This is a genomic window from Herbaspirillum sp. GCM10030257 (assembly GCF_042666555.1).
Classification (GTDB): Bacteria; Pseudomonadota; Gammaproteobacteria; order Burkholderiales; family Burkholderiaceae_D; genus Noviherbaspirillum.
This window is the reverse complement of the sequence record NZ_JBHTDH010000008.1, coordinates 19875-45809: the sequence shown is the minus strand read 5'-3', so window position 1 is coordinate 45809 and position 25935 is coordinate 19875. Positions and strand designations below refer to the sequence as shown.

Below are 25935 nucleotides of genomic sequence, written 5' to 3'. Positions count from 1 at the left end.
GGGTATTGTTTCCTGGCGACCAGGCCCCACTTAGTCCGTTGACTGAGATATATGCTGGCTATTATTTGCCTGCTAAAACAGTGTGCGCTGATTTTGCGTCAAGCGGCTTCGGCCGAGCCGCATGATAGAATCCGCAATTTAGCCTAGTCCGGAAAACGCCAGTGCCAACGTCGCACTTGCGGAACCATTTTCAGAATCCAAGCATGTCATTACTGACCCAGATTTTCGGCAGTCGCAACCAGCGGCTGATCAAACAGTACCAAAAGACCGTTCGCGAGATCAATGCGCTCGAGCCGGCAATGGAAAAGCTCTCTGATGCCGAGTTGCAGGCCAAAACGCCCGAGTTCAAGGATCGTATTGCCAAAGGCACTTCTCTGGACGACATCTTGCCAGAAGCCTTCGCGGTGTGCCGCGAGGCCAGCAAGCGGGTGCTGAAAATGCGCCACTTCGACGTCCAGCTGATCGGCGGCATGGTTCTCCACTACGGCAAGATTGCCGAAATGGGTACAGGCGAGGGCAAGACGCTGATGGCGACGCTGGCCGCCTACCTGAATGCCTTGTCCGGCAAGGGCGTGCACGTGGTGACGGTCAACGACTATCTTGCCCAGCGTGATGCGGAATGGATGGGGCGCCTGTACGGCTGGTTGGGCCTGAGCACCGGCATCAACTTGTCGCAGATGGCGCACGACACCAAGCAGGGTGCCTATGCTGCCGACATTACCTATGGCACCAACAACGAATTCGGCTTTGATTACCTGCGCGACAACATGGTGTATGACACCGGTGACCGTGTGCAGCGCAGCCTGAATTTCGCCATCGTTGATGAAGTGGACTCGATTCTCATTGATGAAGCACGTACGCCACTGATCATTTCCGGCCAAGCCGAAGATCATACCGACATGTATGTCCGTATGAACGAAGTTCCCCCAATGCTGACTCTGCAAATCGGCGAAGAGACACCGGATGGCAAGGGCAAGATTGAAGTGCCTGGCGACTATACCAAGGACGAGAAAGCGCACCAGGTGCTGTTGACCGAAGCCGGCCATGAAAAGGCAGAGCAGATCCTGACGGGCATGGGCCTGCTGCCCGAAGGCGCGTCGCTCTACGATCCGGCCAACATCACCCTGATTCACCATCTGTATGCGGCCTTGCGCGCGCACACGCTGTACCACAAGGACCAGCACTACGTGGTACAGAACGGTGAAGTCGTCATCGTCGATGAATTTACCGGCCGCCTGATGACCGGGCGTCGCTGGTCCGATGGCCTGCACCAGGCAGTCGAGGCCAAAGAGCGCGTGAAGATCCAGAACGAGAACCAGACACTGGCCTCGATCACCTTCCAGAATTATTTCCGCATGTACGGCAAGTTAGCCGGCATGACAGGCACCGCAGATACCGAAGCCTACGAGTTCCAGGAAATCTACGGCCTCGAAACCGTCGTGATTCCGCCTAACCGTCCGAGCCAGCGCAAGGACCGTCAGGACCAGGTGTACAAGAGCGCGCAGGAAAAATACAACGCGATGCTCACGGATATCCAGGACTGCTATGAGCGTGGGCAGCCGGTGCTGGTTGGTACCACCTCGATTGAGAATTCCGAACTGCTGTCAGGTATTCTCAATAATGCAAAGCTGCCGCACAACGTGCTAAACGCCAAGCAGCATGCGCGTGAAGCGGAAATCGTGGCGCAGGCCGGTCGTCCGAAGATGATCACCATCGCCACCAACATGGCCGGTCGCGGTACCGACATCGTCCTCGGCGGCAATGTCGAAAAGCAGATCCAGATCATTGAAGCCGATCCCAACCTGAGCGATGCCGACAAGCAGGCGCAGGCGAAGAAACTGCGCGATGAATGGCAGTCACTGCACGACCATGTGGTATCGGTAGGCGGCCTGCACATCATCGGTACCGAGCGACATGAATCCCGTCGCGTGGACAATCAGCTGCGTGGACGTTCAGGGCGCCAGGGCGACCCGGGCTCCTCACGCTTCTACCTCTCGCTCGATGACCCCTTGCTGCGCATCTTTGCCGGCGACCGTGTGCGCGCGATCATGGACCGTCTCAAGATGCCGGAAGGCGAGCCGATTGAAGCCGGCATCGTCTCGCGTTCCATCGAGTCTGCACAGCGCAAGGTTGAAGCCCGCAACTTCGACATCCGTAAGCAATTGCTCGAATACGACGACGTTGCCAACGATCAGCGCAAGGTAATCTATCAGCAGCGTAATGAGCTGCTCGAGTCGCAGGACGTCTCTGAGTTGATTGCCTCTTTGCGGCAAGGTGTGTTCACGGATCTGTTCCGCAGTTTCGTGCCGGCCGAGTCGATGGAAGAACAGTGGGACATCAAGGCCCTGGAGGCGGCGTTGGCCGGTGAATGGCAACTCGAGGTGCCGCTGTCGAAGATGCTGGAAGCCGAACCTGATCTTACCGACGATGATTTGCTCGAACGTGTGATCAAAGCTGCCAACGATACCTACAACGCGAAGGTGGATGTGATTGGCAAGGACGCTTTTGCCGGTTTCGAGCGCAGCGTGATGCTGCAGAGCATCGACACGCACTGGCGTGAACACCTGGCCGCGCTCGACCACCTGCGTCAGGGTATCCATCTGCGCGGCTATGCGCAGAAGAACCCGAAGCAAGAATACAAGCGCGAAGCCTTTGAGCTGTTTGGTCAGATGCTGGACCTGATCAAGAACGAGGTCGTACGCATTGTGATGACAGTACGCATTCAGTCTCGTGAGGAAATCGACGCGGCTGAAGAGGAACTGGCACATTCCCACGTCGAGAACCTACACTTCCAGCATGCGGACTTCAATCCGAACGCAGCGCCCGAAGAATTGCTTGCGCCGGTTGCGACTGCGAACGACGCCCGTCGGCAGCCTCTCGCCGACGGTCTGCCGAAGGTCGGTCGCAACGATCCTTGCCCTTGCGGCAGCGGCAAGAAGTACAAACAATGTCATGGCAAACTGGCCTAAGGCGTAATCAGCAGTAGGTCGTAAGACAGGCATGAAGTCATGCCTTGAAAAAAGGGCAGGGTAACCTGCCCTTTCTTTTTGCTGGACGTGGCCGCTGAATGGCTTTTATTTTGCGAAGGCAATTGCCTTCGCAAAATCCCGCCGTGGGGCATCTGCCGCACGAACCGTTTACAATATCGCTCTTCTCCAACCGTCCTACGAGCAACACCGCCATGGCCGTCAATCTTCCGCTTCCTGTTCCCGCCAATTTGAAACCTGTCGCCGGCATCGAGCTCGGCCATGCCGAGGCCGGTGTCCGAAAAGCCAACCGTAAGGATTTGCTGGTGCTGAAGCTGGCGCCGACCGCGAGCGTTGCCGGTGTCTTCACCAAGAACCGTTTTTGTGCGGCCCCGGTACAGATCTGCAAGACGCATCTCGGCAAGCTTAATCAAGGCGGCGCGCCGATTCGCGCACTGATCATCAATACCGGCAATGCCAATGCGGGCACAGGCGACACCGGTCTGGCGAATGCCAATGCAACTTGTGCCGCGCTCGCTGAATTGCTGGCTTGCGATGCATCGCAAATTCTTCCGTTTTCCACTGGTGTCATTCTCGAGCAATTACCGGTCGATCGGATTAAGGCAGGCATGCCGCAGGCAATCGCCAACCTGCAGGCTGATAACTGGTACAACGCCGCCGAAGCCATCATGACGACTGATACCCAGCCGAAGGCGGCTTCGCGTACCGTGACCATCGATGGCAAGAACGTGACCATGACCGGCATCAGCAAGGGCGCAGGGATGATCAAGCCGAATATGGCAACCATGCTTGGCTTCCTGGCGATCGATGCCAAGGTCGCGCAGCCGGTTCTGGAACGCATGGTAAAGGAAGCCGCCGACAAGTCGTTCAATTGCATCACCATCGACGGCGATACATCGACTAACGATTCCTTCATGCTGATTGCCACCGGCGCCGGTCAGCTTGAAGTGAATGACGCCAATACCACTGCGTACAATGAACTGTCGGCAGCAGTGACGGCAATTTCGCAGGAACTGGCGCAGATGATTGTGCGCGATGGTGAAGGTGCAACCAAGTTCATGACGATCACGGTGGAAGAGGGCGCGAATGTCGACGAGTGCCGCCAGATTGCTTACTCGATCGGCCATTCCCCGCTGGTCAAAACAGCGTTTTACGCGTCGGACCCGAATCTCGGCCGCATCCTAGCTGCGATCGGTTATGCCGGTATCAACGACCTTGATGTCAGCAAGTTAAACCTGTACCTGGACGATGTGCTGGTTGCCAAGAACGGCGGACGCAATCCCGACTACAAGGAAGAAGACGGACAGCGCGTCATGAAGCAAAGCGAGATCACCATCCGTGTTCAGCTTGCACGCGGCACTGCCGCAGCAACAATCTGGACCTGCGACCTGTCGCATGACTATGTAAGCATCAACGCCGACTATCGTTCCTGACATGACACAGCTTGATCAATTTCTGACGCGGGCGGAAGCCTTGCTTGCGCGCCTCGAAGCCGTTCTACCTCCTGCTAGTGCCACTCCTGACTGGAGCGCTGCTACTGCTTTCCGCTGGCGCAAGCGCGGCGGAAAGGACGGAAGCGGCTACCTGCAGCCAGTTGCCCATATCGCGCCGATTGCTCTTTCAGACCTGCACAACATCGAGCAGCAAAAATCGCAGATCGAACAGAACACCCGACAATTTGTCGAAGGCCGCCCCGCCAATAACGTGCTGCTCACCGGCGCACGCGGTACCGGCAAATCTTCGCTGATCAAAGCCTGCCTCAATCAGTACGCAGCACAAGGCTTGCGTCTGATCGAAGTGGATAAAGACGATCTCGGCGATCTGCCGGATATTGTTGACCTGGTGGCCGGACGCACTGAGCGCTTCGTGATTTTTTGTGATGATCTTTCCTTTGAGGAAGGCGAGAGCGGCTACAAGGCATTGAAGGTGGCGCTGGATGGCAGCATCGCCGCACAGTCCGACAATGTATTGATCTATGCGACATCCAACCGTCGCCACCTGTTGCCGGAGCGCGTCTCGGACAATGCTACCTACGTGCATACCGAGGATGGCGATCTGCATCCGGGTGAAACGGTGGAGGAAAAAATTTCCCTGTCCGAACGTTTTGGTCTCTGGGTCTCCTTTTATCCATTCAAGCAGGATGATTTCCTGGATATCGTCGCGCACTGGCTGCGGCACTTTGGCTGCAACGCCCAGCAGATCGAAGAAGCGCGAGGCGATGCATTGCGCTGGGCGCTGCAGCGTGGCTCAAGGTCGGGCCGGGTTGCCTGGCAGTTCGCCAAGGACCACGCCGGCAAGATCAATCGCTGAAATCATCTGTATGTCCACAAAGCCTGCTTCTCCTATTGATGTCGCCGTTGGCATTCTCATGAAACCGAACGGTGATGTCTTGCTTGGACAGCGCCCCCACGGCAAACCCTATGCCGGTTATTGGGAGTTTCCCGGAGGCAAAGTAGAGCCGGGCGAAGCGATCCTGGACGCGCTCAAACGTGAACTGCGGGAAGAACTTGGCGTTCAAGTGTTATCGGCAGAACCCTGGTGTGGAGTTGAGCATGTCTATCCGCATGCCCATGTCCGCCTGCACTTTTACATCAGCCGCGATTGGGAAGGCGAGCCGCAAAGCCTGGAAGACCAGGCGTTCGCATGGCAAGGGACTGTTGGTGTCGAACCTCTGCTTCCAGCAACGATCCCCTTGATCGAGTGGCTGGATAGACTGCGTTATCCAGCTTAAGAGAATCTTTAATCCGGTCAAGACCTGGACTAAACACAAAATTTGTCTATTGCATGGTTGCGTGCTGCTAGCAGAGCAGCGTGTATTAATTTTAATACATCGTAAACATTTTAATACACGAAGCTAAATACATGATTTTAAAAAGAAAAAATCTTTAATTCAACAACTTGTACAAAATAATATACACTCTCTAGTTGCAAGTTTATTATTTATAAGCTTAAGTCCTTGATTTCATTGTTGTTTGCCATTTGGCACGCATGTTGCTGAATGAACGTCCAGATGGAGAAGCCTTTTGCTTCTTCCGCACACTGGAGCAGACGAATGGGCACAAGGTCCCAGCATGCGGGCGCGGTACTCAGTATTGATCTGGGCGTAATTCAGGAAAACTACCGGATACTCCGGCAGCGGTCCGGGCGCGCCCAGTGTGCCGCAGTCTTGAAGGCGGATGCCTACGGTCTCGGTGCCGACCGTGTAGCCCCAGTGCTTTCCGCCGCAGGTTGCACCCAATTTTTTGTTGCTCACCTCGACGAGGCGCTCGCCCTTCGTCTGCACCTGCCCGAAGCGGCTCAGATCTATGTGCTCCACGGACCGCCTGTCGGCGCCGAAATGGAGTTCGTCGAAAATCGGCTGATCCCGGTCCTCAACAGTGTCACGCAGATTGCCGGTTGGCGCCGTGCCGCAAGTACCTTGAATCATTCCCTCCATGGTATTTTGCAAGTTGATACCGGAATGTCCAGGCTTGGGTTGGGCACGGAGGAAGTCGAGGAGCTGCTTGCCAACCCCGACAGCCTGCGTGGTATCGAGCTGCAGTATCTGATGAGTCATCTCGCTTGTGCCGAGCAGACCGATCATCCAATGAATCGGCAGCAGCTCTCCGCGTTCACAGCATTGCGCAAGGCGTTCCCGACTTGCCCTGCAAGCTTTGCCAACTCATCCGGCATTTTTCTCGGCCCCGACTATCAATTCGATCTGGTACGTCCCGGAGCAGCGTTGTACGGCATTGCGCCTGTATGTGGTGCCGCCAACCCGATGATGCCGGTAGTGCGTCTGCAGGGAAGGATTATTCAAACCCGCCATATCGATGCAGGCACCGGCGTCGGCTACGGAATGAGCTACCACGCCCAAGGCGCGCGCGCTATTGCCACTGTTGCGATCGGCTATGCCGATGGCTGGCTCCGTGCATTCAGCAATCGTGGTTCGGTCATTATCGGCGACACCACGGCACCGATCGTTGGCAAGATTTCAATGGACACCTGCACAGTCGACGTGACAGGCGTGTCTCCGGCTTTGCTGCAAGCCGGTGCGTTGGTCGATTTCATCGGCCCGCAGCAGCCGGTCGATGCAGTAGCCGCGCAAGCCGACACCATTGCCTATGAAATTCTGACCAGCCTCGGTCATCGCTACTACCGCCAGTACATCGGTGCACCGGTGCAGACAGCCAATATCGACGCATACCTGCCAGTCAAAGAACTGAGCATTTGAATCGTTACACCAATCGGATTTTGAAGGAGACATCGTGAAGATCATTATTTTAGGTAGCGGCGTTATAGGCACCGCATCCGCGTATTACCTGGCGCAGGCCGGGCATGAAGTTACGGTCGTGGACCGCCAGTCGGGCGCCGCGCTGGAAACAAGCTTTGCCAATGCGGGCGAAGTCTCTCCCGGATATTCTGCACCATGGGCCGCGCCGGGCATTCCGGCTAAGGCGCTCAAATGGCTGTTGATGCGCCATAGCCCACTAGTGATCCGACCTAGTGTTGACCGTGACATGTGGCGTTGGGTGTTCCAGATGCTGGCAAATTGCACCACATCCCGCTATGAAACCAACAAGGGCCGCATGGTAAGACTTGCCGAATACAGCCGCGACTGCCTGATCGAATTGCGAGCCGCTACCGGCATCAGTTATGACGAGCGGACACAAGGCACTTTGCAACTGTTCCGCACGCAGAAGCAGCTCGATGCGTCGGCACAGGATATTGCAGTTCTGCAGCAATATGGCGTGCCTTACGAGGTCCTCGATCCGGCCGGTTGCATCGGTGTCGAACCAGCCCTTGCACACGTAAAAGGAAAGTTCGTTGGCGCCTTACGCTTGCCGAACGATGAAACTGGCGACTGCTTCAAGTTCACGCAGCGTCTGGCAGAGTTGGCCGAACAAGCGGGAGTGCTGTTCAAGTACAACGTTAAAATAGAGAAATTGATTGCCGATGGCCGCAAGATTACCGCGATCAAGACCGCCACTGGTGAACTGCGGGCTGATAGCTATGTGCTCGCGCTTGGAAGTTACTCTCCGCTGCTTTTGCGTGACATTGGCATCCGCATTCCGGTCTACCCAATCAAGGGATATTCAATTACCGTACCCATCGAGAATGCTGCCGGCGCGCCAGAGTCGACCATCATGGATGAGACCTACAAGGTAGCGATTACACGTCTCGGTAATCGCATACGTGTTGGCGGCACCGCAGAGATTGCCGGTTATGACCTTACGCTGCGCAACGCACGGCGTGAAACGCTGGAGCATTCCGTTACCGATCTGTTTCCGCTAGGTGGCGATGTGAGCCGCGCAGAGTTCTGGGCGGGCTTGCGCCCCATGACGCCGGACGGTACACCTATGGTTGGTCCGACCCCGTATGGCAATCTCTTCCTGAACACCGGACATGGCACCTTGGGATGGACGATGGCGTGCGGCTCAGGTCGCCTGCTGGCCGACCTCGTTTCCGGAAGGCTTCCGGAGATCGACACGGAAGGGCTTTTCATGAATCGCTACAGCCGTGCAAACCGTAGCTTCGGTGTTCCGCAAGAGGTGCGTGCATGAGCCCGCATGGCGCGGAGCAGCCGTCGTCAGTGCAGGAATTCCTGTTCGGTGACGCCTTGCTGCATACGCGATTTTCCGTGGCGATCGATGTACTGGCGCGCCTTGTAATGGCGCATCCCCGCTCAATGACCACCGTGGCGCTTGCCGAGGCCTCCGGACAGACGGCGCGAAGTGTCCGGACCTTGCTGGGCAACATGCAGGTATGTGGACTGGTTTATCCCGACGACAAAATCAAGGATGCCTGGAGTTGCCCCGCCGCGCCAGGCAGGGTCACGTTGGCGGATGTCTTTCGCAGTGTCTCGATCGCGCGTCCCGATGCTGCATCAACGAAGAAAGCGGAAGGACCAAAAGATTCGTCAGACGATACCCATTCCCCGGCACGTGCCGGCGTTGACCTGTTGCTAATGCAGGCCACAATGGCAATCAATCAAGTCGTATTGCAGCATCTGCAGTCGTTTGATCTTGGCAAGCTCAAGGCGGTATCGGCAGGGGGTTCTTTTCAGATGTTGATGTCAAAGTCACGCGACTATATCCCGGAGCCGCTGTAGCCAAACTTCGGATGTGACTATTGTCGCATCCGAAGCGAGGAGGTAAAGTAAATTCTCAGTCCGTCACCTTTAGGGTGGCGCACATACCTGAAATATTGAAACGGGAGATTATGCGGATAGACGTCCAGTTCGCCGACCGCGTCGGCATCGCACATGAAATTCTCGCTGTTCTGGCCAGACGCAATATGAATGTCGTGGCGGTAGAAGTTGACTCATCAGACGTTTTTATCGACATCCCAGAGCTGACGCCGGATCTGCTGCCACCTCTGCGCGAAGATTTCATGCAGGTGGCGGGTGTCGCGGGCGTCGATGTGGTCGACGTGTTGCCGGGCGCGCGCAGGAGACTGCACCTAGATACCTTGATGGCGGTGATGGCCGATCCAGTAATGGCAGTCGATGCCAGTGGCAGCATTGTCGCTGCCAATGCCGCTGCAGCCGCTGTTGCCCATTTGCCTGAAAATGACTTGCACGGCAGGACTTTGCAAGCTCTATTCGGTGAAGCATCGCTTCACTCTGAACTTGTGAACGGAAAGTTCAATGCCCTTGCGCGTGAAGTGCGGCTACACGGTGAGCCTTTTCTACTGGAGGCCACTCCTGTATCAGAACCCGTTGATTCCAGCCTCGGCCAGACTGTCGGCGGCGTGATTACTCTGCATGCCCCACGTCGCCTCGGCGGTCGTCTGCATGCCCTCCAGCATGCAGGTGGAGGCTTTGACTCCATCATTGGAGAATCCGAAGCAATCCGTGCACTCAAAGCGCGCGGCGCCCGCGTGGCAACGGTCGACGCGCCCTTGCTTATTACTGGAGAAACCGGGACCGGAAAGGAGTTGGTCGCGCAAGCCTGCCATGCCGCCAGTCCGCGTGCCAACGCGCCATTCCTTGCGCTCAATTGCGCTGCTTTGCCGGAAAGTCTCGCGGAAAGCGAGCTGTTTGGCTATATGTCGGGTGCCTTTACGGGTGCTGAGCGAGGTGGCAAGCCCGGATTGATCGAGATGGCGGAAGGGGGCAGCGTTTTCCTCGATGAAATCGGCGAAATGTCTCTGTATTTGCAGGCCAAATTGCTGCGTTTCCTGAACGATGGAAAATTTCGCCGAATTGGCAGCGATCGCGAGATCAAGGTCAATGTGCGCATCATCAGCGCGACACACCGCAATCTGCGCAAGATGGTGGCTGAAGGCGCGTTCCGGGAAGACCTGTTTTACCGGCTCAACGTACTGCAATTAGAAATGCCCGCACTTCGGGAGCGCGCGGACGACATCCTGCTGCTTGCACGGCATTTCATTGAGCGCGCCTGCACGCAGGCGCAAAAGCCGATTTGTCGGCTCAATCCTCAAGCATGCAGTGCGCTGGTTGCCAATAGCTGGCCAGGGAATGTCCGTCAGTTGCAGAACGTGGTGTTCAGGGCGATCACCATGACGGACAAACGTATGCTGGATGTCTCGGATCTGGATCTTCCGGACCCGCACAACAAGTTCGGGTCGGTGGAGTTGAATGGGGACGTTGTACCCGCGGAGGATTGGGAGCATTCAATGGCAGGTTTTGAGCGCATGCTATTGCAGAAGTTGTATCCACAATTCCCGTCGAGCCGCAAGCTCGCTCAGCGGCTCAAGACGTCGCACTCCATGATCGCCAACAAGTTGCGCAAGTACGGTATTCCGGGTCATCGGGGGGATTGAGTTTTGAGCCGGCGACAGTGCCATGCCGGCTGAGGCCGGTATTGGCTCTGGTTCGGCCGATCGATTTGATTGGCGGTATCAATGGTGCCCATGATGCGGAAGCGAAGCAGCCGGGGTAAGTCAACCGCTCTAGGACGACAGGAAAGAGCCATCCCGATCGGAAGCTGCGTCAATGGGCAGACGTGTCGTCGTCCAGATCTTCAGGTGGATTTACTGCGGGAATGGTGTATTTCTCTTCCGCCCAGGCACCCAGGTCGATCTGCTTGCAGCGCTCGGAGCAAAATGGGCGGTACTTGTTTTTGTCGTTCCATTCGACCTTTTTGCCGCATGTCGGGCAATCTACTACGGTCGCCATCGTTTACCTCAAAAATTGCAAAGTGTTAATTCAAAGGGAACGTCACTCTCGAACGACTTTGGCTTCATATCGCCGTCCTGCGAAGTAAAGCGCACCCACAACATGTACTTGTTGGCCGATATTTCAGGAATCGCACCCAGTGCCCCATCAATGGTCAGGCGAAGCATCTGGTATACCTTTCCTTGCAACATTTGCTGATAGCTACCTGCTTGGGCTACCGTACTCACGGTGCGACCAGATTCACGCAGCAGCTTCAGGACGACGCCGATCGCATCGAACAGTGGGGCTAATGGTGCGAACCAGTGCGAAATATCGTCATAACGCTGCTGAGGCGTACGATGCTGCCACGCAAAATACGAGGGGAGGTCGAATTCGCAGGCGCCACCGGGAATGATGGTTCTTCCGCGAATGCTCATCAGCCATTCGTTCTCCCGTACGTTTTGTCCGGTCCTGCCCTGAGCTGCCATCAGCGCTGTGCTACTGCGGTCGATGTCGGATAGCACTTCATCCAACCGCTCGGAAAGAACGTTGGGATTGGACTTAAATCCTAAAAGAGTCTGTTTTTGCCGTTCGAGTTCCTGCAGCAAGTCGGACTTCAGGTCTGCCCGTCCGGCAACTTCCAGCATTTCAAAGATGGTCGACAACGCGACATGGTGCTGCAGGGCATGTTCCTGATGGAGAAAAAAAACGAACTTCTCGTACAGATCTTCCAGCCGCAGCAGTGTGCGAATACGCTCATTGAAAGGGTATTCGTAAATGATCAAAGTGACGTCTCTTTGGTGGAAAGGTGGGCTGGAAACATTTACGTGATTCTGAACGAAGCCATGAAAAATTACAAATCCTGCATGTCAAATGAATCGTAACGAAACGTGTCGCTTCAACAGCAAATCCATCGAGTCGCGATCCCTTCGGTCAGGAAGCGGTCGCCAGAGCCGAATATCGTGCGTGCAGCTGTGCAACCTGGGGTATCAGCGCGGATGCCTCGCCATCGTTGTCAATCACGTCGTCAGCCGCCGCCAGACGCTCCTCACGAGATACCTGGGCCGCCATGATGGCGCGTACCTGGGGCTCCGTAAGGCCACTTCGGCTCATGACACGTCTTACTTGCGTAACTTCCTGGCAATCAACCACCAATACCCGTGATACGCGATCCTTCCAGCCACGCGACTCTACCAGCAGGGGTACGACAAAAATCAGGTAGACGCCCCGCGCTTCCGCGGCAGCGCGCTCAGTTTCGATGCGGATCAGCGGGTGAAGTATTGCTTCCAGTCGTACTTTGGCGTCAGGCTCGGCAAAGACGTATTCCCGCATTCGTGCACGATTCATGGCGCCGTCGGGAGTCAGGAAAGCGGCACCAAACTGTGCATGAATCTCGGGAATGGCCAGACCGCCGGGCATCGTTAATTGATGCGCTATCAGGTCGGTATCGACGACGGCAGCGCCACGTGCGGCCAGCATGTCGGCAACGGTCGTCTTGCCGCTGCCGATGCCGCCGGTCAGGCCGACCGAAAATCTGCGTTTCGGGGTTGGTTCCATGCCCGTCATGTTAAACCGGAAAACCGAGGTATGCCTCGGCCAGCGGTTTGCCATACAGCAGAGCGATCACTCCTGCTGCCGCGAGGTAGGGGCCAAAGGGAATCGGGTTGTTTCGACCATGCCGTGCAAAGGCAATCAGCGAGATACCGACCACTGCGCCGACCAGGGAGGACAGCAGAATGATAATCGGCAGCATTTTCCAGCCCAGCCAGGCACCAAGCGCGCCGAGAAGCTTGAAGTCGCCATATCCCATCCCTTCCTTGCCAGTCGCCAGTTTGAATAGCCAGTACACGGCCCACAGCACCAGGTAGCCAGCCGCGGCGCCAATCACGGCTTCATTGAGCGGAACAAATACGCCATTCAAATTGACCAGGAGACCACACCAAAGCAGCGGCAGCGTAAGGTCATCAGGCAGCAACTGCGTATCCGCGTCGATAAAGGTCATTGCGATCAGCAGGTAGGCGAATAACAAAGTGGCAAGTCCCGCCGCGCCGCTGCCGAACCGCCAAACCAGAAAGGCGGACAAGGTGCCGGTCAGCAGTTCAACGATCGGGTAACGTGCCGATATCGGTGCCTTGCACCCCCTGCATTTACCGCGCAGAACCAGATAGCTGATCACGGGGATGTTTTCGAGAGCCGTGATCTGGTGGCCACAATGCGGGCAGCAGGAACGCGGCACCATCAGGTTGTAGCGATCGGTATGCGGCAAGGGCTTGCCGCTTTCATGCGCAACATAGTTATCGGATTCACGCTGCATCATCTTGGGCATGCGATGAATCACGACGTTGAGGAAACTACCGATCAGCAAGCCGAATACGCCTGCCAATATTGTTGGAAGCAGGCTGCCAGGTGGCGCGAAAAGATACGGGTCAAACAACATTCAGCCTACCTCGCTATGCTGCACACCAAAACCAGCGCTTTGCGATGGTTTCTGAATGATGTGCTTTGATGATTTAATTGATACAGGGTTAATGAAGTACTACCGTCGGTCACTCGCCGCAATGTCTGCGTTGTGGTCTACGAGAAGCGAGGGCATATTAAAACATAAGGCGCGAAAGTGAACTAGCAGCAATGCCTTCTATGCGTCAGTCGCCTCAGATCCGTTCCCGATTCACGTATGCCAAACAAAAAACTCCTTCGGCTTTGCGGCGGAAGGAGTTTCGAGAGATGTCATGCTGTATCGTGGGTCAGACGACTGCGCCCAGTTTAAAGATCGGCAGGTACATCGCAATAACCAGGCCGCCAATCAGCACCCCGAGAATGGCCATGATGAGCGGTTCCATCAAGCTGGACAACGATGCGACGGCCTCATCCACCTCTGCTTCATAGAAATCCGCCACTTTGCCGAGCATTTGGTCAAGCGCACCGGATTCCTCACCAATGGACACCATCTGAGTCACCATATTCGGAAAGACATTTGAGTTTTGCATTGCAGAGGTGAGGCTGGTACCGGTACTGACTTCCGTCTGAATCTTTTTAGTGGCATCCATATAAATGGTATTGCCCGATGCGCCGCCAACCGAGTCCAGCGACTCGACTAATGGAACACCGGCCGCAAACATTGTCGCCAGCGTTCGCGTCCAGCGTGCAATTGTCGCCTTGCGAATCACCGCACCGAAAATCGGCGCCTGCAGCAGGACCTTATCCATGAAACGCTGCACCTTCTGGGACCGTCGCCATGATTGAAAGAACAGGTACAGTCCCGAGAACAGGCCGCCAAAAATAATGTACCAGTAACTGACGAAGAAATCGGAAATTGCCATCACAAACAAGGTTGGCGCCGGCAAGTCCGCACCAAAGCTTTTGAACACTTCCTTGAACGCAGGGACCACCCAGATCATGATCACCGAGGTCACCACGAAGGCGACCACCAGGATGGAAATCGGATAGAACAGTGCCGACTTGATCTTGCCCTTGATGGCCTGTGTCTTTTCTTTGTAGATCGCAAGCCGCGTCAGCAGGTCCTCAAGGATACCCGCCTGCTCTCCTGCGGCGACCAGATTGCAGAACAGGTTGTCGAAATACAGCGGAAACTTGCGGAACGCCTGATTCAGGCTGCTGCCGGTTTCGATATCGGTACGGATATCCTGGATCAGCTTCGCCACCGAGGGGTTGGAATGTCCCTTGCCGACGATATCGAAGGACTGCAGCAGCGGCACCCCGGCCTTCATCATGGTGGCGAGCTGACGCGTGAACAGAGTAATGTCCTTGTCGCTGATCTTCTTCCCGCTGCGGAAGGTTTTCTTCTTGAGCTTGGTGACCAGAATGCCTTGACGGCGCAGTGTCACGTTGACAATGGTTTCGCTGCCCGCGCGTAACTCGCCCTTGACGACCTTGCCGGCCTTGTCCTTGCCCTCCCAGAGATAGATAGTTTCCTTGACGGCGGTTGCCATCGCACCTTTACTGGCACTGGTTGCCATACGTTTCCCCTTACTATTCGTTGGTGCAGCCGAGTACTTCTTCCAGGCTGGTCAGGCCCTGCTTGACCTTGACCAGACCTGATTCACGCAGTGTCTTCACACCGTCGCGGCGGGATTGTTCTTCGATTTCCAATGCGGTGCCGTGGGCCAGAATAATGCGCTCGATCTCTTCGGAAATCGGCATGATCTGATAAATGCCCACTCGGCCCTTGTAGCCGCTGCCGCTGCATCGTTCGCAGCCGACCGGCTTGTACGGCATCCATGTGCCGTCAAGTTCCTCTTCCTTGAAGCCGGCTTCCAGCAGGGCTTCGTCCGGAATCGATACCGGTTGCTTGCAGGTGCACAGACGCCGTGCAAGGCGCTGTGCGGTAATCATAATGACCGAGGATGCGATATTGAAGGGTGCCACGCCCATGTTCATCAGGCGGGTCAGTGTCGACGGCGCATCGTTGGTATGCAGGGTGGAAAACACCATGTGACCCGTCTGTGCGGCCTTGATGGCAATGTCGGCGGTATCGAGGTCGCGAATCTCGCCAACCATGATGATGTCGGGATCCTGACGCAGGAAAGCCTTCAGTGCCGCGGCAAAGGTCAGGCCCGCGCGGTCATTGACGTTGACCTGGTTGACGCCGGGCAGGTTGATTTCCGCAGGATCCTCGGCCGTCGAAATGTTAATTCCCGGTTTGTTCAGGATATTGAGACAGGTGTACAGCGAGACGGTCTTGCCGGAGCCGGTCGGCCCGGTGACCAGCACCATGCCGTACGGGCGCTCGATCGCCTTGAGTAGAAGCTCCTTCTGGTCCGGATCGTAACCCAGCGCCTCAATGCCCATCTGCGCCTGGCTGGGATCAAGGATACGCATGACGATCTTTTCGCCGAATAGCGTGGGCAGGGTGCTGACTCGGAAGTCGATTGCCCGGTTCTTTGATACCACCAGCTTCATGCGGCCATCTTGCGGCACGCGCTTTTCGGAGATATCGAGCTTGGAAATTACCTTGATGCGCGACGCCAGCTTTTCCTTGATTGCTAGCGGTGGTTGCGCAATTTCTTTCAACACCCCATCGACGCGAAAACGAATGCGGTAAAACTTTTCGAACGGTTCGAAATGAAGATCGGATGCGCCCATATTGATTGCATCCAGCAAAATCTTTTGCAGGAACTTGACCACCGGCGCATCATCGATATCTGCGCTTTGTGCTTCACTTGAGGCAGCGGCGGCGACTTCTTCATCGGTCAGGTCGATATCGAGGTCATCACCGATCAGGTCGCTCAGGTTTTCTTCGGTGCTTTTGCCCAGTTTGTCGATTAGCTGCACCAACGCCCGATGTTCAACAATCACCGGTTCGACTGTCAGCTCGGTTTGGAACTTGATCTGGTCGAGAATGTGGGTGTTGGTTGGGTCCGAAATAGCAACCGAGAGCTTGTTGCCTCGTTTGGCGAGCGCGACCACACGCTGTTTCTGCACCAGCTTGAGGTCGATGACGTTCTCTGGCAGATAGCTCAGGTTGAAAACTGAAAAATCGACCAGCGGATAACCAAACGTATCGGAACAAAACGCAGCAAGGGCGCGCGCGTCGACGCTGCCGCTATCGATCAGCACATCGATGAATGGCGTTTTCTCTGCGGTCGCCTGCTTGTTGAGGGCGTCGGCTTGCTGTGCAGTGAGCTTGCCTGCCTGTACCAAAGCACGGGCAAGGCTGGGAAGGGCCGCACTTGTGGGCTGATTAGGAAGTACCGCCGCCATGTATGTTATTGAGCCGTGTTGAGGTCAGAATCGTCCAAGTTGCATTAGATAATGCCTACAGGCATCTGATTTGTAAAGGTATTGTGCCAAAGTGACATCAAGATGGTGCCATGTGTGTCTTGTGTGTGTTACTTCCATGAAACAGATGCCGCGCCCAGCGGGTGCGGCAGGTGCCGGCATCAGACTTTGATGAGTTTGACTACCTTGATGGACTGGTTCTGAACCTGCACGACTTCGATGACGCAGTTGGCGATCTTCAGACTGACCAGTGCCTCTGGAATGTCGCGCAATTCCTCCAGCAGAAGGCCATTGAGTGTCTTGGGGCCGTCGACAGGCAGCGTCAGCCCAAGATGTTTATTAATGTCACGCAGCGTGGTCGTTCCTTCAACCAGGCATTCGTTCCTGTCATCCCAACAAAAACCTTCCGCCCGTGCAGCACCTGGCATGGAAGTAGTGAATTCTCCAATCATCTCTTCGATGATGTCTTCCAGGGTTACCAAGCCCTGAACCTCGCCGTACTCATCGACGATGATACCCAGGCGCTCATGATTTTCCTGAAAATACTGGAGTTGCGTGAAGACTCCGATGTCTTCGGGAATGAAGTAGGGTGGCGTCAGAAGTTGGCGAAAATGTTCGGCAGTAAGTTCATCTTCCTGATCAAGTAATGCAATCGCCTTGCGCACGTGAAGAATGCCAATGACGCGGTTGATTTCTCCTTCGTAGACCGGCAGCTTGTTGTGGTAGCACGTCGTCAGCTGGTGCAGAATTTCCTCGACTGGCATCGCGATGTTCAGGGCTTCGATCTGGGCACGCGGTGTCATGACGTCCTCGACCGACAGGTCTTCGAGTGCAAACAGATTGAGCAGGATGCTTTTATGTTTTTGCGGAATGAAGTGTCCGCTTTCCATGACAATCGAGCGCAACTCTTCTGTTGATACTGCAGTATTGTCGCTTCTTTGCTGTACTTGCAGTATGCGGAGCAGGAAGCCGACGATCAGGTTGGTCAGCCACACCAGCGGATTCATGATCACCATTAGCAATCGCAGGACCGGCGCGACGAGCATGGCAATCCGTTCCGGATGTGCGGCGCCGATCACCTTCGGCGTAATCTCGGCGAAGATAATGATGGCGAACGAGACTCCGGTCGATGCAACGGCGAGCGCGTATTTGCTTTGACCGAAATAATAGATGGCAAAGGCTGCAGCCAGTGCGGAGGCGGCCGAGTTGATCAGGTTATTGCCGAGAAGGATGACGCCGAGCAGACGTTCAGTTTCCTCCAGTAACTGGAGGACCAGGGTGGCGCGCCGGTTTCCGGCCGAGGCAAGATGCCGCATGCGATAGCGGCTCAAGGCCATCATCGCCGTTTCAGAAATCGAAAAAAAACCAGATAGAAGGAGGAGTAAGACAAGCCCAAGTACTTGAGCCCATAAGGGAACGGCATCCAAAGGGTCACCGTAAGAAAGATTGCAGGAGGTTATTTGGGCTAGCTTGCGGACCGCCATGATGCTGGCTAATTGTCCGAAGCATCCCGAACCATAAAAGAATTGGTCGGGGTGAGAGGATTCGAACCTCCGGCCTCTACGTCCCGAACGTAGCGCTCTACCAGGCTAAGCTACACCCCGCTTGCAGTAGCGACGAAACACTAACAGGCGGATTCGCCTAGTGGTTACGGTCTACCGCGAAAGCGCATAATTGTAGCAGGGAATCCTTGAATTTGCTATTCGTGAGCGCTGCGATCGCGTCCGATGCGCGTTTCGCCGCATTCTCAGCTTGCTGCTTTGTGTACTCAAGCGCACCGGAATTTGTGATGGCGGACAGGATCTCGTCAAAGTGCTGTTCATCACCGTTTTGTATGCAGGCACGAACCAGTTGGCGCTGCTCATCGGTGCCATGTTGCATGAGATAAATCAGCGGCAGGGTAGGCTTGCCTTCCCGCAGGTCATCGCCCACGTTCTTGCCGATGTCATCGGCATTGCCACTGTAATCAAGCACATCGTCGATCAGCTGGAATGCCGTGCCGACGGAGCGTCCATATTCTGCGGCAGCATCGATTTCGTTCTCACTGGCACCAGCGATCAGGGCGCCAAGCTGTGCCGCTGCTTCAAACAGCTTGGCGGTCTTGGAGCGGATAACCTGCAGATAGCGTTCTTCGGTGACGTCCGGGTCGTGCATGTTCAGTAATTGCAGCACTTCACCTTCTGCGATTACATTCGTCGCATCGGCCAGGATTTGCATCACCCGCATATTGCCAACGGCAACCATGATCTGAAATGCCCGGGAATAAACGAAGTCCCCAACCAGCACTGAAGCAGCATTGCCGAACATCGCATTCGCTGTTTCGCGCCCGCGTCGCATCGACGATTCGTCAACCACATCGTCATGCAGCAGGGTGGCGGTATGGATAAATTCCACCACCGCCGCGAGGTCATGGTGATGCGAACCACGATATCCGAAGGCATTTGCAACCAGCAGGACGAGTACTGGCCGGATGCGCTTGCCGCCGGCACTGATGATGTACTCCGCAATCTGGTTGACCAGGGGTACTTCGGAATGAAGTTGCCGGCGGATGACCGTGTTAACGGCTTCCATGTCGGCGGAAATCGGTTCGATGATGCTGTTTTGGGTAGCGGGTTGTGGAGCGGCAGACAAGATAAAACCTGCGGAATCGTGAATTTGCGGAATTATACGATGACAAGAGGGACTCACCAGCATTGCTTTTATCGTCACGGCGTTGATGATATCCAGCCGGCATTTCTGAAAACGCCTTTTGACGCACATTCTAAGTCTATGTATAATCAGGGGTTTTCCCGAATCCAACCGGTTTGACAGGGGCGGAAGCGGAAAAGAATAGTTCATTTACACATATTTGATGAGGTTTCACATGTACGCGGTCATAAAAACCGGTGGCAAACAGTACAAAGTTGCTGCTGGCGAAAAACTCAAAGTAGAACAGATACCGGCAGACATTGGTTCCGAAATCACCCTTGATCAAGTGCTCGCAGTGGGCGCTGGTGACACCATTAAATTCGGTGCACCGCTGGTTGAAGGTGCCAAGGTCCAGGCTACGGTAGTGGCGCACGGTCGCCACGATAAGGTCAAAATTTTCAAGATGCGCCGCCGCAAGCACTACCAGAAGCGTCAAGGGCATCGTCAAAATTACACCGAATTGCAAATCGTCTCGATCAACGCCTGATTCAAGCGAACATCGAGCTAACCGGATACCAAGGAGTCTTAAATGGCACACAAAAAAGGCGGCGGCACCACGCGCAACGGTCGCGATTCCGAGTCGAAACGACTGGGCGTCAAAGTCTACGGCGGCCAAAGCATCAATGCAGGCGGCATCATCATTCGTCAGCGCGGCACACGCGTGCATGCTGGTGAAAACGTCGGCATGGGCAAGGACCACACCCTGTTCGCGTTGATCGACGGCAAGGTGCAGTTCACCACCAAGGGCGCACTGCAGCGTCACACTGTGATGGTAGTGCCGGCGTAATCGCCGACCCTGCAACAACACAAGCAAAGGCGAAAGCCTTCGATAAAAAGGCTCTGCCGACGGTAGGGCCTTTTTAGTTTTTATGGGTATTTTTGGCGGCAATTATGAAGTTTATCGACGAAGCAAAAATTGAAGTCATTGCTGGGGACGGCGGTAACGGCGTCGCGTCGTTTTGCCGAGAAAAATTCCGGCCATTCGGCGGACCCGACGGCGGTGACGGCGGCAAAGGCGGCAGCATTTGGGCGATTGCGGATCGCAATATCAATACGCTGGTCGACTACCGGTATTCCAAGCTGCACAGGGCGAAGAATGGCGAGAATGGTCGCGGTTCCGATTGCTACGGTAAGGGCGCGGACGACGTCATGCTGCGCATGCCGGTCGGTACACAGATCAGCGATTTCAATAGCGGCGAAATCATCGCCGACCTGACCGACCACGGACAAGTAGTCTTGCTGGCAAAGGGCGGCGAGGGTGGCTGGGGCAATATCCATTTCAAGACCTCGACTAACCGTGCACCGCGACAGAAGACTGACGGCAAGGAAGGCGAACATCGCGAGCTCAAGCTGGAGCTGAAAGTGCTGGCCGATATCGGTCTGCTCGGTATGCCGAATGCTGGCAAATCAACTTTCATCACCGCGGTTTCGAATGCTCGTCCCAAGATCGCCGACTATCCGTTCACGACCCTGCATCCCAATCTGGGTGTGGTGCGCGTCAGCCACGAAAAGAGCTTCGTCATTGCCGATATTCCAGGCCTGATCGAAGGCGCGGCGGAAGGCGCCGGTCTCGGTCATCAATTCCTCCGGCATTTGCAGCGCACACGTCTGCTGCTGCATATTGTCGACCTGGCCCCATTCGAAGATACCGTCGATCCGGTCAAAGAGGCGAAGGCTATCGTCAAGGAACTGAAGAAGTACGATGAATCCTTGTATGAGAAGCCGCGTTGGCTGGTGCTGAACAAGCTCGACATGGTGCCCGAAGACGATCGCAAAAAGCGCGTCAAGGATTTCATCAAGCGCTTTGGCTGGAAAGGCCCGGCATTCGAAATTTCGGCACTCACCCGTGAAGGCTGTGAAGATTTGATCATCGCCATTTATGAATACCTTGCAGAGCAGCGACAGCAAGAACATCGTGCGGAAGAAACGCAGATGGTCGAAGAAGCGCGAGGCATTGCGTCAATTGATCCGGACGATCCACGCTTTAAAGTCATAGAATAGAGTCTGTTTCGCTGGCCGACGCATTGGTCAGCGTTGGCTGATGCGCCGGGCGACGGGAGATGTTCACGTAATCGCCGTGTCCGTCATCTCTGCTGTCTCCGCTGTCGTCACCTAATATGAATTCTGTTATTCAAAAAGCCAAACGCATCATCATCAAAGTCGGCTCGTCGCTGGTCACCAACGACGGCAAGGGGCTAGACAGTAACGCGATTGCCAAGTGGGCCGAGCAGATCGCGCAGCTGCGGGCACTTGGCAAGGAAGTGGTATTGGTCAGTTCAGGTGCGATTGCCGAAGGCATGCAACGTCTGGGATTTGAAAAACGGCCGACCGGCGTGCATGAATTGCAAGCCTGTGCCGCCGTCGGGCAAATGGGTCTGGCACAGATCTACGAGACCAGCTTTCGACATCATAATTTGCGTACCGCGCAAGTGCTGCTTACGCATGCGGATCTTGCCGACCGCGAGCGTTACCTGAATGCGCGCTCCACGTTGTTCACGTTGCTGCGATTCGGTGTCATCCCTATCATTAATGAAAATGATACGGTGGTTACCGATGAAATCAAGTTCGGAGACAACGATACCCTCGGCGCCTTGGTAGCCAACCTGATCGAGGGTGATGCACTTGTCATTCTCACGGACCAGAAAGGCTTGTACACAGCCGATCCACGCAGAAATCCCGCTGCCGAATTCGTCCATGAAGCAAAAGCTGGAGATCCCACGCTGGAAGCGATGGCAGGCGGGGCCGGAACCGGTATTGGCCGCGGCGGCATGCTGACCAAGATTCTCGCTGCCAAGCGTGCAGCAACGTCGGGCGCACATACAGTGATTGCCTGGGGGAGGGAAGAGCAGGTATTGACCAGGCTTGCGACCGGCGAAGCAATCGGTACCCAATTAACAGCGCAGACAGCGCAACTGACCGCCCGCAAGCAATGGATGGCGGATCATCTGCAGACCGCAGGTAAAGTGGTACTGGATGCAGGTGCGGTTCAGAAGCTCACTTCGGAAGGCAAGTCACTGTTGCCTATCGGTGTCATTGAAGTCGCAGGCGACTTCGGACGAGGGGACGTGATTACATGTATCGACGAAAACGGACGCCCGGTAGCGCGCGGCATGAGCAATTATTCAAGTTCCGAGGCCCGCCGCATCATGCGGAGGCCATCGACTGAAATCCAGTCCATTCTCGGCTTCGTCGAGGAACCGGAACTTGTGCATCGGGATAATATGGTGCTGTTGTAACAAGCCAGCGCAAAGCGCCTTACCACGCTTTGCCGTGTCAACTCATTAAGCGAAGCCGGTTAGCGGTAATTTTCTGACGTCATCGGTTTTTTCTCCCGAATACGGTCAACCATTTGCTTGGCATTGCCAGCAACCATCAACTGCTCACAAAAGTAGTCTTTTGCCAACACCGCATGTTGGCGGTTGAGGCTATTACCTGTGATACGCTCCCACTGATCGCGGCGCGAGCGTGACCAGGAGCCATCCTGTTGACCAAACGCATACAACTTGCGTTCGAACGCCGCACAACGGATACCTTCATAACTGACATTTCTGGCACCGCCAGTGCTCGACGCCACCAGTACATAGCGAACTACACCGTCGGTACCGACCGAGACGGAAGTCGAATCAATGGCGAATGATTGTGATGGACTGGAGAAAAACGGCAACAGGTTTTCTTGCCTTGGCGCAGGCGGGAGCTGGACCGCAATTTCCTGCCACGGTTTGTCTTCATCGTTGAAATCTTCTTCGAAACGCGATTGCGCCTGAACGGAAGCGGCGGCGAGCACGAGTGCGCACAACGCAGCTGCGCGGATGACTCCTGCGGGCATTGCAATATCCTTTCTTTGAGCCATGCCGAATTCTTCGGCATGGCTCACCATTAATTTGAGCTTGAAGGCAAGGAACCGATTATTCCTGCTTCGGCTTGGCGGCGGGAGGTTGTAGTTCACCCGTCTGACGCGCAGCATGGTTCTGCCGCAGGTATCTCGCACCGTGGCGCTGTCCACCTCCACCATGAGAAGGCCGGGTCAGGAAGCGTGATAGTTCCTGCAATGCCTTTTGGTACACCTCGCGCTTGAACTCGATTACAACATCCAGCGGCACCCAGTAATCATGCCAGCGCCACGCATCGAATTCCGGATGATCAGTACCACGCAAGTTGATATCACAGTCACGGCCCACCATGCGCAACAGGAACCAGATCTGCTTCTGTCCACGGTAATGGCCACGGATTTCCCTTTTAATAAAGCGGTCGGGAACTTCGTAGCGCAGCCAGTCGCGCGTACGTCCGATGATTTTTACATGTTCAGCCTTCAGGCCGACTTCTTCCTCCAGTTCGCGGAACATTGCCTGTTCGGGTGTCTCTCCGAACTTGATGCCGCCTTGCGGAAACTGCCACGAATGTTCGCGCACCCTTTTTCCCCACCACACCTCGTTATGGGTGTTCAGGAGGATAATGCCGACGTTCGGGCGGAAGCCTTCACGGTCCAGCATGTTGCACCTCAAAACTTTCTGCGGCTAGATCACCCTCATCGTTACAAATTTTGCATGCGCCGGATAGCGCAGGCATCATGCGCCACCCGCTTTCGGGTGGCAGCGTGAATCAAATATGTCGGTAATGGATGCATCAGCCAGCTAATCCTTTAAAATTGAGTTGATTATAACCCTCTCTTTTTAAAAAGAATTCACCGTCATGCGCGCATCACGATTTTTTATTTCTACCCTTAAAGAAGCCCCATCGGACGCCGAAATCATCAGCCATAAACTCATGATGCGTGCCGGGATGATCAAACGTCTCGGCTCCGGTATCTATACCTATATGCCCATGGGTTTGCGCGTGATCCGCAAGGTCGAAAATATCGTGCGCGAAGAAATGAATCGCGCCGGTGCCGTCGAGATGCTGATGCCGGTCGTGCAACCCGCAGAGCTTTGGCAGGAAACCGGCCGCTGGGACAAGATGGGGCCGGAACTGATGCGCGTCAAGGATCGCCACGGCCGCGACTATGCGATCCAGCCGACTTCCGAAGAGGTCATCACCGATGTTGTCCGCATGGACATCAAGTCCTATCGCCAGTTGCCGATCAACTTCTACCATATCCAGACCAAGTTCCGCGATGAACGCCGCCCGCGTTTCGGTCTGATGCGTGGTCGTGAATTCACGATGAAGGATGCGTATTCGTTCGACCGGGATGTTGATGGGATGCAGAAGTCTTACAAAATCATGTACGACGCCTATGTCCGGATCTTCGATCGCTTTGGTTTGCAATTCCGCGCTGTCGCCGCAGATAACGGTGCGATCGGTGGTTCCGGTTCACATGAGTTCCACGTGATCGCCGACACCGGCGAGGACGCCCTCGTGTATTGCCCGCAGTCCGACTATGCGGCCAATATGGAAGCAGCGGAAGCCGTCGCCCCTTTAGCTCCGCGCGCTGCGGCCACACAGCCGCTTGTGAAGACGCCGACACCGGGCAAGGCAAAATGTGAACATGTCGCCGAGTTGCTGAATCTGTCTTTATCGCAGACGGTAAAGTCCATCGTACTGACCGTCGAAAAGGAAGACGCAGACAAGGAAGTCTGGCTGTTATTGCTACGCGGCGACCATGAACTTAACGAAGTCAAGGCCAGCAAGATTCCTGGCCTGACCAATTATCGGTTCGCCAGCGAAGCCGAAATCCTGGAGTGGTTCGGCACCAAGCCTGGATACCTTGGACCCATTGACCCCAAAAAACCGATAAAGCTTGTTGCCGATCGGACGGTCGCCGCCATGGCCAACTTTGTTTGCGGCGCCAACGAAGAGGATTTCCACTATACCGGCGTCAATTGGGGACGTGATATTCCTGAGCCTGTCGTTGCCGACTTGCGCAACGTGGTGGAGAGAGATCCGTCTCCGGACGGCAAGGGTGTGCTCGCGATTCAGCGCGGTATCGAGGTTGGTCATGTATTTCAACTTGGCACCCGGTATTCGAAAGACATGAACGCAACCTATCTGGACGAAACCGGCAAGCCGCAGTTCATGCAGATGGGCTGCTACGGCATTGGCGTCACGCGCATCCTGGGTGCGGCAATCGAGCAGAATTTTGACGACAAGGGCATCATCTGGCCTGCCTCGATCGCGCCATTCGCAGTCGTCCTGTGCCCGATGGGTTACGACCGCAGTGAAGCCGTGAAGGCCGAAACAGACAAGCTGTATGAGACCATGCTTGCTGCCGGCGTTGATGTCATTCTCGATGACCGAGGCGAACGTCCGGGTGTCATGTTCGCCGATTGGGAGTTGATCGGCGTGCCGCATCGCGTGGTGGTCGGCGAGCGCGGACTCAAGGAGGGCAAGCTTGAATATCAGGGACGTCGTGATGCTGCTGCGACCCCGGTGCCTGCCGCCGAGATGCTCGCTTTCCTTCAGGCGCGTCTCTGCGCGTGAGGGTAG

Annotated in this window: 23 protein-coding genes and 1 tRNA gene; 13 read left to right on the top strand and 11 right to left on the bottom strand. The window is 55.5% G+C overall.

Annotation, left to right across the window (positions count from 1 at the left end):
• Window positions 1–203: 203 nt before the first annotated feature.
• The 8 genes from secA to ACFQUU_RS13945 all read left to right on the top strand — a co-directional run bounded on the left by secA (window position 204) and on the right by ACFQUU_RS13945 (window position 10754).
• Window positions 204–2969 carry a preprotein translocase subunit SecA gene (gene secA, locus ACFQUU_RS13980; protein WP_382248084.1) on the top strand — a complete coding sequence of 922 codons (2766 nt, stop codon included), beginning with the start codon at window positions 204–206 and terminating at the stop codon, window positions 2967–2969.
• A gap of 212 nt (window positions 2970–3181) precedes the next feature.
• A complete protein-coding gene (gene argJ / locus ACFQUU_RS13975) occupies window positions 3182–4420 on the top strand; it encodes a bifunctional glutamate N-acetyltransferase/amino-acid acetyltransferase ArgJ (protein ID WP_382248082.1) in 1239 nt (412 codons plus the stop codon).
• A 1-nt stretch (window position 4421) separates the two neighbouring features.
• Window positions 4422–5297, top strand: a complete 876-nt coding sequence (locus tag ACFQUU_RS13970; RefSeq protein WP_382248080.1) for an ATP-binding protein — start codon at window positions 4422–4424, stop codon at window positions 5295–5297.
• A gap of 10 nt (window positions 5298–5307) precedes the next feature.
• Window positions 5308–5718 carry an NUDIX domain-containing protein gene (locus ACFQUU_RS13965; protein WP_382248078.1) on the top strand — a complete coding sequence of 137 codons (411 nt, stop codon included), beginning with the start codon at window positions 5308–5310 and terminating at the stop codon, window positions 5716–5718.
• Window positions 5719–6039: 321 nt separating this feature from the next.
• Window positions 6040–7200 carry an alanine racemase gene (gene alr / locus ACFQUU_RS13960; RefSeq protein WP_382248076.1) on the top strand — a complete coding sequence of 387 codons (1161 nt, stop codon included), beginning with the start codon at window positions 6040–6042 and terminating at the stop codon, window positions 7198–7200.
• 34 nt (window positions 7201–7234) lie between these two features.
• The gene (locus ACFQUU_RS13955) at window positions 7235–8530 is read left to right on the top strand and encodes a D-amino acid dehydrogenase (RefSeq protein WP_382248074.1); all 1296 of its coding nucleotides are present in this window, start codon (window positions 7235–7237) and stop codon (window positions 8528–8530) included.
• Window positions 8527–9078, top strand: a complete 552-nt coding sequence (locus ACFQUU_RS13950) for a hypothetical protein (RefSeq protein WP_382248072.1) — start codon at window positions 8527–8529, stop codon at window positions 9076–9078. Before ACFQUU_RS13955 ends, ACFQUU_RS13950 begins: the two co-directional genes overlap by 4 nt.
• A 110-nt stretch (window positions 9079–9188) precedes the next feature.
• Window positions 9189–10754, top strand: coding sequence for a sigma 54-interacting transcriptional regulator (locus tag ACFQUU_RS13945; protein WP_382248070.1), 1566 nt, complete (start codon window positions 9189–9191; stop codon window positions 10752–10754).
• Window positions 10755–10923: 169 nt separating this feature from the next.
• Here the strand turns inward: ACFQUU_RS13945 and yacG are convergent, their stop codons facing one another.
• The 9 genes from yacG to ispB form a co-directional block, all read right to left on the bottom strand.
• Entirely contained in the window at window positions 10924–11109 is a 186-nt protein-coding gene (yacG, locus tag ACFQUU_RS13940) for a DNA gyrase inhibitor YacG (RefSeq protein WP_382248068.1), read from the bottom strand.
• Window positions 11110–11117: 8 nt separating this feature from the next.
• Window positions 11118–11873, bottom strand: a complete 756-nt coding sequence (zapD, locus tag ACFQUU_RS13935) for a cell division protein ZapD (RefSeq protein WP_382248066.1) — start codon at window positions 11871–11873, stop codon at window positions 11118–11120.
• Window positions 11874–12021: 148 nt separating this feature from the next.
• The gene (gene coaE / locus ACFQUU_RS13930) at window positions 12022–12645 is read right to left on the bottom strand and encodes a dephospho-CoA kinase (protein WP_382248064.1); all 624 of its coding nucleotides are present in this window, start codon (window positions 12643–12645) and stop codon (window positions 12022–12024) included.
• Between the two features lie 10 nt (window positions 12646–12655).
• Window positions 12656–13525, bottom strand: a complete 870-nt coding sequence (locus tag ACFQUU_RS13925; protein ID WP_382248061.1) for a prepilin peptidase — start codon at window positions 13523–13525, stop codon at window positions 12656–12658.
• Window positions 13526–13832: 307 nt separating this feature from the next.
• Window positions 13833–15065, bottom strand: coding sequence for a type II secretion system F family protein (locus ACFQUU_RS13920; RefSeq protein WP_382248059.1), 1233 nt, complete (start codon window positions 15063–15065; stop codon window positions 13833–13835).
• A gap of 13 nt (window positions 15066–15078) precedes the next feature.
• On the bottom strand, window positions 15079–16809 hold the full coding sequence (gene pilB / locus ACFQUU_RS13915; RefSeq protein WP_382248057.1) for a type IV-A pilus assembly ATPase PilB: 1731 nt from the start codon (window positions 16807–16809) through the stop codon (window positions 15079–15081).
• Between the two features lie 179 nt (window positions 16810–16988).
• A complete protein-coding gene (locus tag ACFQUU_RS13910; protein WP_382248055.1) occupies window positions 16989–18254 on the bottom strand; it encodes an HlyC/CorC family transporter in 1266 nt (421 codons plus the stop codon).
• A 100-nt stretch (window positions 18255–18354) separates the two neighbouring features.
• Window positions 18355–18431 (bottom strand) — tRNA-Pro (locus ACFQUU_RS13905).
• A 37-nt stretch (window positions 18432–18468) separates the two neighbouring features.
• Window positions 18469–19458, bottom strand: coding sequence for an octaprenyl diphosphate synthase (ispB, locus tag ACFQUU_RS13900; protein ID WP_382248053.1), 990 nt, complete (start codon window positions 19456–19458; stop codon window positions 18469–18471).
• A gap of 232 nt (window positions 19459–19690) precedes the next feature.
• Here ispB and rplU point away from each other — a divergent pair, with 232 nt between their 5' ends.
• The 4 genes from rplU (at window position 19691) to proB (ending at window position 22751) form a co-directional block, all read left to right on the top strand.
• Complete coding sequence (rplU, locus tag ACFQUU_RS13895) at window positions 19691–20002, top strand: 50S ribosomal protein L21 (protein ID WP_057290114.1); 312 nt, start codon at window positions 19691–19693, stop codon at window positions 20000–20002.
• A 42-nt stretch (window positions 20003–20044) separates the two neighbouring features.
• Window positions 20045–20302 (top strand): 50S ribosomal protein L27, encoded by a 258-nt coding sequence (gene rpmA, locus ACFQUU_RS13890; protein ID WP_057290115.1) that lies wholly within the window; start codon window positions 20045–20047, stop codon window positions 20300–20302.
• A gap of 104 nt (window positions 20303–20406) precedes the next feature.
• A complete protein-coding gene (obgE, locus tag ACFQUU_RS13885) occupies window positions 20407–21516 on the top strand; it encodes a GTPase ObgE (RefSeq protein ID WP_382248050.1) in 1110 nt (369 codons plus the stop codon).
• 116 nt (window positions 21517–21632) lie between these two features.
• A complete protein-coding gene (gene proB / locus ACFQUU_RS13880) occupies window positions 21633–22751 on the top strand; it encodes a glutamate 5-kinase (RefSeq protein WP_382248048.1) in 1119 nt (372 codons plus the stop codon).
• A gap of 59 nt (window positions 22752–22810) precedes the next feature.
• Here proB and ACFQUU_RS13875 read toward each other — a convergent pair whose 3' ends face one another.
• Both ACFQUU_RS13875 and ACFQUU_RS13870 read right to left on the bottom strand, forming a co-directional pair.
• Window positions 22811–23341, bottom strand: coding sequence for a CNP1-like family protein (locus ACFQUU_RS13875; protein ID WP_382248046.1), 531 nt, complete (start codon window positions 23339–23341; stop codon window positions 22811–22813).
• A 79-nt stretch (window positions 23342–23420) separates the two neighbouring features.
• Window positions 23421–24005, bottom strand: a complete 585-nt coding sequence (locus tag ACFQUU_RS13870; RefSeq protein ID WP_382248044.1) for an RNA pyrophosphohydrolase — start codon at window positions 24003–24005, stop codon at window positions 23421–23423.
• Between the two features lie 199 nt (window positions 24006–24204).
• Between ACFQUU_RS13870 and ACFQUU_RS13865 the strand changes: the two genes are divergently transcribed.
• The gene (locus ACFQUU_RS13865) at window positions 24205–25929 is read left to right on the top strand and encodes a proline--tRNA ligase (protein ID WP_382248042.1); all 1725 of its coding nucleotides are present in this window, start codon (window positions 24205–24207) and stop codon (window positions 25927–25929) included.
• The last annotated feature ends 6 nt before the right edge of the window (window positions 25930–25935 follow it).

Coding starts and splice junctions, on each gene's coding strand:
- secA (WP_382248084.1), top strand. CDS start 204: ATGTCATTACTGACCCAGATTTTCGGCAGTCGCAACCAGCGGCTGATC.
- argJ (WP_382248082.1), top strand. CDS start 3,182: ATGGCCGTCAATCTTCCGCTTCCTGTTCCCGCCAATTTGAAACCTGTC.
- ACFQUU_RS13970 (WP_382248080.1), top strand. CDS start 4,422: ATGACACAGCTTGATCAATTTCTGACGCGGGCGGAAGCCTTGCTTGCG.
- ACFQUU_RS13965 (WP_382248078.1), top strand. CDS start 5,308: ATGTCCACAAAGCCTGCTTCTCCTATTGATGTCGCCGTTGGCATTCTC.
- alr (WP_382248076.1), top strand. CDS start 6,040: ATGGGCACAAGGTCCCAGCATGCGGGCGCGGTACTCAGTATTGATCTG.
- ACFQUU_RS13950 (WP_382248072.1), top strand. CDS start 8,527: ATGAGCCCGCATGGCGCGGAGCAGCCGTCGTCAGTGCAGGAATTCCTG.
- ACFQUU_RS13945 (WP_382248070.1), top strand. CDS start 9,189: ATGCGGATAGACGTCCAGTTCGCCGACCGCGTCGGCATCGCACATGAA.
- yacG (WP_382248068.1), bottom strand. CDS start 11,109: ATGGCGACCGTAGTAGATTGCCCGACATGCGGCAAAAAGGTCGAATGG.
- coaE (WP_382248064.1), bottom strand. CDS start 12,645: ATGGAACCAACCCCGAAACGCAGATTTTCGGTCGGCCTGACCGGCGGC.
- ACFQUU_RS13925 (WP_382248061.1), bottom strand. CDS start 13,525: ATGTTGTTTGACCCGTATCTTTTCGCGCCACCTGGCAGCCTGCTTCCA.
- ACFQUU_RS13920 (WP_382248059.1), bottom strand. CDS start 15,065: ATGGCAACCAGTGCCAGTAAAGGTGCGATGGCAACCGCCGTCAAGGAA.
- pilB (WP_382248057.1), bottom strand. CDS start 16,809: ATGGCGGCGGTACTTCCTAATCAGCCCACAAGTGCGGCCCTTCCCAGC.
- rplU (WP_057290114.1), top strand. CDS start 19,691: ATGTACGCGGTCATAAAAACCGGTGGCAAACAGTACAAAGTTGCTGCT.
- rpmA (WP_057290115.1), top strand. CDS start 20,045: ATGGCACACAAAAAAGGCGGCGGCACCACGCGCAACGGTCGCGATTCC.
- obgE (WP_382248050.1), top strand. CDS start 20,407: ATGAAGTTTATCGACGAAGCAAAAATTGAAGTCATTGCTGGGGACGGC.
- proB (WP_382248048.1), top strand. CDS start 21,633: ATGAATTCTGTTATTCAAAAAGCCAAACGCATCATCATCAAAGTCGGC.
- ACFQUU_RS13875 (WP_382248046.1), bottom strand. CDS start 23,341: ATGCCCGCAGGAGTCATCCGCGCAGCTGCGTTGTGCGCACTCGTGCTC.
- ACFQUU_RS13870 (WP_382248044.1), bottom strand. CDS start 24,005: ATGCTGGACCGTGAAGGCTTCCGCCCGAACGTCGGCATTATCCTCCTG.
- ACFQUU_RS13865 (WP_382248042.1), top strand. CDS start 24,205: ATGCGCGCATCACGATTTTTTATTTCTACCCTTAAAGAAGCCCCATCG.